The sequence below is a fragment of the Pelotomaculum schinkii genome, from assembly GCF_004369205.1.
Lineage (GTDB): Bacteria > Bacillota > Desulfotomaculia > Desulfotomaculales > Pelotomaculaceae > Pelotomaculum_C > Pelotomaculum_C schinkii.
The window spans coordinates 1-6023 of record NZ_QFGA01000006.1; the positions used below are offsets into that span (position 1 = coordinate 1).

Annotated in this window: 6 protein-coding genes; 3 read left to right on the plus strand and 3 right to left on the minus strand. The window is 44.2% G+C overall.

Annotated elements, in window-relative coordinates; translation table 11 throughout:
* Together Psch_RS20900 and Psch_RS20905 are read left to right on the plus strand one after the other, a co-directional pair.
* Positions 1-1191, plus strand: a 1191-nt coding sequence (locus tag Psch_RS20900) for a Ger(x)C family spore germination protein (RefSeq protein WP_190259627.1), incomplete at its 5' end; no start/stop codon positions are given.
* On the plus strand, positions 1191-1364 hold the full coding sequence (locus Psch_RS20905; RefSeq protein WP_190259628.1) for a hypothetical protein: 174 nt from the start codon (positions 1191-1193) through the stop codon (positions 1362-1364). The genes Psch_RS20900 and Psch_RS20905, both read left to right, overlap by 1 nt.
* Before the next feature lie 246 nt (positions 1365-1610).
* Here the strand turns inward: Psch_RS20905 and Psch_RS20910 are convergent, their stop codons facing one another.
* Both Psch_RS20910 and Psch_RS20915 read right to left on the minus strand, forming a co-directional pair.
* Positions 1611-1916: a hypothetical protein gene (locus Psch_RS20910; RefSeq protein ID WP_134219293.1), complete on the minus strand. Its 306-nt coding sequence runs from the start codon at positions 1914-1916 to the stop codon at positions 1611-1613.
* A 954-nt stretch (positions 1917-2870) separates the two neighbouring features.
* A complete protein-coding gene (locus Psch_RS20915) occupies positions 2871-4346 on the minus strand; it encodes a long-chain-fatty-acid--CoA ligase (protein WP_243124281.1) in 1476 nt (491 codons plus the stop codon).
* A gap of 617 nt (positions 4347-4963) precedes the next feature.
* Here Psch_RS20915 and Psch_RS20920 point away from each other — a divergent pair.
* On the plus strand, positions 4964-5506 hold the full coding sequence (locus tag Psch_RS20920) for a PadR family transcriptional regulator (RefSeq protein WP_243124280.1): 543 nt from the start codon (positions 4964-4966) through the stop codon (positions 5504-5506).
* 307 nt (positions 5507-5813) lie between these two features.
* Here Psch_RS20920 and Psch_RS21015 read toward each other — a convergent pair.
* The coding region (locus tag Psch_RS21015; protein ID WP_206663813.1) for a hypothetical protein at positions 5814-6023 on the minus strand (210 nt) is incomplete at its 5' end.

Genomic DNA, 6023 nt, shown 5'->3' on the forward strand with positions numbered 1-6023 from the left:
GGGGTACTACACGGTGACGTACATCCTGAGAATGCTATTGTCGACAGCGATGGGCGTACTCGCCTAATCGATTTTGGCCTTGCGCAATTTATTGGCAAACCAAGGGAGAAGCTACTTGGCGGTGGTGGCGGAGAAGGTGGAGGCACGCTGATTTACAGCGTGGAAAGCTACGCGCCCCTTGCTTCTATAGACTTATTGAACACAGTTGTTGACCGGCGGGTGTCTTTCCTGCATACAAAGGCATTTTTATTCTCGGAGGAACTGGCCAGGGAAGGCCTTGCCAAGTGGATTTACCCGCTTAACCGCTACCGGGAACTGCGCGGCACCGCCCAGATTTTTATCTGTCGTGGCAAGGCCAAGGATTTTATCGAAAAAAACACCCCCCCGCTGGAGCTCAGCCCGACCAAGCAAATTGAGCTGCTGAACTTGATGTCCAGGGAAACCGGCCTTTACCATAGTACACAGTTGAGTGAATTTTACGACGATACCAAGTCTGAATCCATTCAGCCCAGTATTCCCCTGGTTGCCCTCCACGAAGGCGGGCTTGAGTCGGCCAAGCCTGGTATTGGCCGGGGCGGGGCGGCGACCCCCGGCAAGTATGTCGCAGGAGAGGTCCCGATTGCTGGAGCAAACAAGGCCCAGGTCATCGGCAGCGCGGTATTTAAGGGGGACAAAATGGTCGGAATCTTAAACGGCCAGGATACACGTTACTACCTGGTTCTAAGGGGCCTTATCAAGAGCGGTATTACAGGTATGCCGGACCCGAGCGACCCCAACACCCCTGTGGGTTTGCAGGTACGCCAGGCCAGACCCCCGAAATATACGACGAGCATAGACCCGGAGGGGAACGTCACAATCGACGTGGATATTTATAACGAGCCGGAGATAATCTCAATTGCGAGCGGGTACAATTACGAGGACCCTGCCAATAAGACACTTTTAGAAGAGTATTATGCCCGGCAACTCCAGGAGGGTTTACATGACCTAATCAGGCGTACCCAGGAGGAATTTGGAACTGACATTTTCGGCTTCGGGAAACAGGTTAAGCGCAAGTTCTGGACGGTGCCGTCCTGGAGGGAGTTCCAGTGGCTTAACAGGTACCCCGAGGCTAGTATTAATGTGACAGTACACAGCAAAATCCGCAGGACAGGACTGCAATTGGAAACTAAACCAGCTGCGGGGGTTGAATAATGGAACAATTGGCGCTTCTGATTGCTCCCATGGTGGTAACTTACTATACCTATACCTACGGCCGGTGGGCCATGCAAAAAGGCTGCCGGCGGGGGGGGGTAGGCGTCTTTGTATTGGCGGTGCTGGTCCTGGGGCTGGCGATCTATGCTATTTTTCTCAGGCCAGGGTATTAGTATGATATATAATTGACATGAGAACTTTTTTGGGATATTGCTTATAGTTCGAAACAATGTGAAATACAGGCTGCAGACACAAATACCAAAATGCAACTAATTTGACAAAAGCGCAAATCCCGGCAAAAAGACCTCCAGGTATCTGGAGGTTGAATTTACTGCATATATTTTAACACAAGCTTCAAAAGCATTGAATGAACTATTGAAACAGAGTCAGCAACACCCTATCCGATAGTGAAAACTATATTAACCCAGGTTAACATAAAGAGCATTTTCCTCCTCTTCATGCCTGGCAGTAAATCTTCCTTTTTTATCGAGACCGAAATGATTGAAAAAGCCCCGTGCAAAGACCTTGGTTTTCTTTACAATTTGCCCGTCCTTCGAAGCTCTAATCCTTATGGTATTGGTTTCGCGGTCAAATGCCAGTTCCACATTCTCAGCTTTAAGCTTTTCGCGAGCGGTTTTGTTAAGGACTATAGAATTCTTTGAAAGTGATACAAGGGGTAGTTTTCCTACTTTTTCTCCACGTGGTTTATAAATTTCAAAGGCCAACTAGATACACCTCCTTTGTTAGTATGATGTGATTATAACTTATTTATGATATACCTGTCAACATTTATGAATATGAACAATATTTAATTATAAATTATACTTTTATCTATAGGTATCCCAAAAATCATTAATGCTGACGATGTGTTGTCTATTCTTTTACCTATTTCTACAGGTGAAATCGAACCACCATTTTACGAAAACGATATCTCTGAATTGCCAATTTTGCATGTACCAAGTATGAATTTCTGTAATTTGTAGAAACTTGTAGCTTATTCACTCTTAAAGGCGACGCATATTTATGGGACTCTCTTAAGGTCAGTTTGACAACTTGACTTTTGCAAGCATACAAGTTGATTTTTGCAAGTATGCGGATCCTTGTTAGGAAGGAAGAACATGTTTGACGACTATATGATGACCATGTGGGAGGTTTTGGTGGATTTTCGTCGAATTGGTTTTTAAAATACCTATCATTACGTATTTAATTCTCTCGGCTTTCTTCCAATAAATGTATTGCTGGTAACACTTATCCTAAATAAACTACTCACAATAAAATCGAAACGGGAAAGGCTTGAAAAATTGAATATGGTCATAGGTACCTTTTCTCATTTGCATTAAGGACAAACCCTTTTGACGAAAGTGCTTCTCCTATAGTAAGTTAGATAATCATATCGCAATCATACCGCCAACGCGGCGCCGGCAGAAGATGAAAATCAGCGATGTGGGTGCACCCACATCGCTGAGTAGTTTCACACGCCGCTAACGCGGCGCCACGCAGCACGAAAATATGTAGGCGCCATTTTAATCGCACAACGGCGGGTCAGCGCCGCACTTGTGGCAGCCAATGTTGCATGTGTGCGAATGAATTTGACCCTGCATTCATTGTGGGGTTACTCCGTATGCAATAAGCGTCGATGTACTTGAGTATGTGCTGCATAACCCTTCTATTATAATCCGTTAACTTTCTGTATATTTTAGATTGTTATAAAGTTGTCTGAGATCCTTCTTGGAGATTTTACCGGTTGCTGTTTTCGGCATTGCGCCAACTTCAATAATTTCCCTTGGCAGCTTATAGGAGGCCAGGTTCTTTTTTAGAAAGCTTAGTAGTTCCTTTTTATTTAATTGCATTCCCTCTTTGGGAACAATAAATGCGCGTACCGTTTCCCCGCGTTTTTTATCCGGTACCCCTATGACCGCAGCCTCTTGCACAACGGGGTGCTGGTAGATAATCTCTTCAACTTCTCTGGGATACACATTTAAGCCGCTGACAATCACCATGTCTTTTTTACGGTCAACTATAAAAATATAACCATCTTCATCCTTATAAGCCAAATCACCGGTATAAAGCCAACCGTTACGGAGCGCCTCCTCGGTTTCGTCGGGCAGGCCATAGTACCCCAGCATCACGTTCGGGCCCTTAACGATTATTTCTCCAATTTCTCCCGTCACCGTTTCCCTGCCGTCACCGGCAATGATTTTCACTTCAACGCCTGGAACGGGCAATCCGATTGAGCCTGGTTTCGTTGCGCCCAAAGGATTGAAAGCAACAGCAGGGGATGCCTCGGACATTCCATAACCCTCAATAACTTTTTTACCGGTTTTGGTGTAAAAGCTATTTAGAATTTCCAGCGGCAGGGAAGCTCCGCCCGCAGCGAACAGACGGACACCGGCCAGGTCGGCAGGTGTTGCCAGGGAGGCATAATAACTGTACATGGCGGGAACTCCCATCACTACGGTAACACCCATCTCCCTGATCGTCTGGATGACCTCTTTGGGTGAAAAAGTTTCAACTATGGTAATCGAAGCCCCGTTATAGAGGGCCGTTGTGACACAGCAGGTCCAGGCGAAACTGTGGAACATCGGCAGAACGCACAGGGTATTATCACTGGCGGCAGCTTCTGTGACTTTTGAAAACGCCTCGGCGTTGGTAATCAGGTTGCGGTGGGATAGCAGGGCTCCCTTGGGACGGCCCGTCGTGCCGGAGGTGTAGAGTATAACACAGGGGTCGGTTTCCTGCATGGGTATGACCGGCGCGGCAGGGTAAGAGACGCGGCTGGTTTCTTCATTTATATTTTGAATCAGGATTTGCGTGGGAGGTGAAACAATATCTCCTGTGTTTAGTTGAAGCTCCTTATCAGTCAGTATGTACCTGGCTTGAGAGTCAGCGAGTATAAAGGAGGCTTCCCTGCCGGTTAACATGGTGTTCAGGGGCACAACAGCTCCTCCCAGGCTAACCACAGCAAGATAGCTGAAGATAAAATCGGCGGAGTTTTTGGCGAACAGACCTACGTTATCAGTTGGCCGTATTCCCTGGGCATATAAGAAATTCCGGTATTGGCCCACCTTTTTTTTCAGTTGGGCGTAGCTGTATTTAGCGTCTTTTTCGTAGAGTGCAATTTTTTCGTCAGCTCCCTGCTGGACCAGTTCATACACTAACAAATTCGTGTCCTCCCTACCGCATATTTAATTATTAAAATGCAACTGCAAATTATAATAATACGATGAATCCTTAAATTCCCCTTTTTTTATAAAGAATTGTGCCTTCCCAATCATGTCTAACTAACTGCCGCTTCTTATCAAGCCAAATCCCAACATTGTTTCAGCCTTATTTTCAGGGAAGTTTTCCACGCCGCTATCGCGGAGCCAACGCAGCATGAAAATATGCAGGCGCCATTTCAATCGCACAACGATGTCTTAGCGCCGAACTTGTAGCATCCAAATATTGCATTTGTCCGAATGAATTCGCACCTGCATTTTTCAATAAAACATAGCTCCAATCTCTAACGCGATATCAATTCCGCTTAAGTAGTGAAATTTTTTTTGTTTGGGCTTTTGCGCCGTTATACGTTTTACATTTATTAACATAAAATCTATTTATTATCTTAATACCCTTCCCATTATTACGTAGATATTATTCTTTAATAGCTATTTATTTTTTTAACAGGCTACTATATAATATAATAAAAATATTAATTTCTAAGGATGTTTATTAAGGGTATTTGTGCGTTTTTGTACATGCTGCTATAGACTATAATAGGTTGTGTGAAATAATGGTGCAAATATTGTCGAACATTGAGGTCATTCTGCTCAGTATTGTAAGTGAAAAACCTTCTTACGCCTATGAAATTGACAAAACAATCGAGTGCCGGGACATGAGAAGATGGGTCAGGGTCGGAGTAGCCTCTATATACCAGGTGTTAAAGAGGTTAGAGGAAAAAGAGCTGGTTTATTCACAAAAAGAAAAAGAGGGCAGGATGCCGGACAGAAAAAGGTATTACATTACAGATTCCGGTAGAGTAGCTCTGGCTGAAGCTTCTAAAAGGCTGCTTTCCAATCTCGAATGGTACTACCTTGACCTGAACGTTGGCTTGGAAACCTCTGATATCTTAACCCCTGAGGAAATGATCAGTTGTTTAACCAAAAGGCTTTCTTTGGTTAAATCCAATATAAAAAGAATGAAGGAAAACTTTTCGGTCGGCATCGAGATGCCATACAAGAAAAAGGAAGTTATTAAAAATCTAATTTATTTCCGTGAGGCAGAAGAGAGATTCTTGCAGGAAATACTTCAAGAACTGCAGGGCGGACAGTTGTAGGCAATTAGTGGATCTTTTTAGCATACTGCTATAGTATGCGACAGAGATTTTTTTTAAGCATACTACTATGACCTATAATAAAACTTGTTATTATACTATAGTCTATAAATATACAACAAATTAGTATATTTACTACTATATTAAAGGACCATTCTGAAAGAGCCATTCCGGTGGAATCGATAATAGTAATTGATTGGCGGTACACGGAGAACGGTTTCAGGGTCGGAGAGGCCTCTATATATACAGTAGTAAAACAAGGAAGGACGGCGACTCTGATCTTCTAACCACTGGGGGAACAGTCAACTGGTTAATGAAAAGCCCCTGGCGTTGAATCAAAGACAAAGGGGGGAAGCGGCAGGAACAAGCGTTGTCCAAAACCTGGTTTATTGTGCGACATCAGAATTTTCTGCAGTAAGAAGTGAAGAAAGCGGTTATCGATGGGTAGCTGAAAGTATTTGAAGGAGGTGGCTTGCAAAGATGTATATGAATAACTTTGAGTATTTGGCTCCCAAGACGC